Origin of the sequence: Caballeronia choica (assembly GCF_001544535.1) — a bacterium.
Classification (GTDB): domain Bacteria; phylum Pseudomonadota; class Gammaproteobacteria; order Burkholderiales; family Burkholderiaceae; genus Caballeronia; species Caballeronia choica.
In genome coordinates, this window is the sequence record NZ_FCON02000632.1 from 1 (window position 1) to 539 (window position 539).

General features: G+C 67.0%; 1 protein-coding gene. It reads right to left on the reverse strand.

Features of this window, described 5'->3' with window-relative positions:
• On the reverse strand, positions 1 to 539 hold a 539-nt coding region (locus AWB68_RS46070), incomplete at both ends, for a CBS domain-containing protein (protein ID WP_125483348.1).

Below are 539 nucleotides of genomic sequence, written 5' to 3' on the forward strand. Positions count from 1 at the left end.
AATCCCTGCGGGTGGATCCGTCGAAAGCGCTCTTTTTTGTGCTCCTCGTCGAAGTGAGCGAGCGACGGCTTGACCAGGTCGCTGCGCGACACAATCCCGACGAGCCGCCGCGTTTCCTGGTCCGCCACGACCGGCAGCCGCTCGAGCCCATGCACGGCAAGTCGCGTCGCGACCAGCCGACAGGTCTCGCCAGGCAGCGCGACGACGGGCACCCCGCCGCGCAAGGCATCCCCGACGCTCGAAGCAGGGTCGCGTTCGAGCATCGCCCGATCGACCATGCCGATCACTGCTTCGCCTCGCACCGCCGGATAGGCGCGATGGCCCTGCTTTTCTCCGAAGAAGGTCGCGAGCGCCTCGCGCACCGTCAGGTCCGCGTCGATCGTCTGCACCGTCCGCGACATGACCTCGTCGACGTGATGCCGCTCCAGCGGATCGACGCCGTACTCGCGGTAGATGTGATACCCGCGCCGCGCGATCTTCTCGGTCATGATCGAGCGCTTCATGACGACGGTCGTGAAGCCATGCGCGACGAGCGTCGC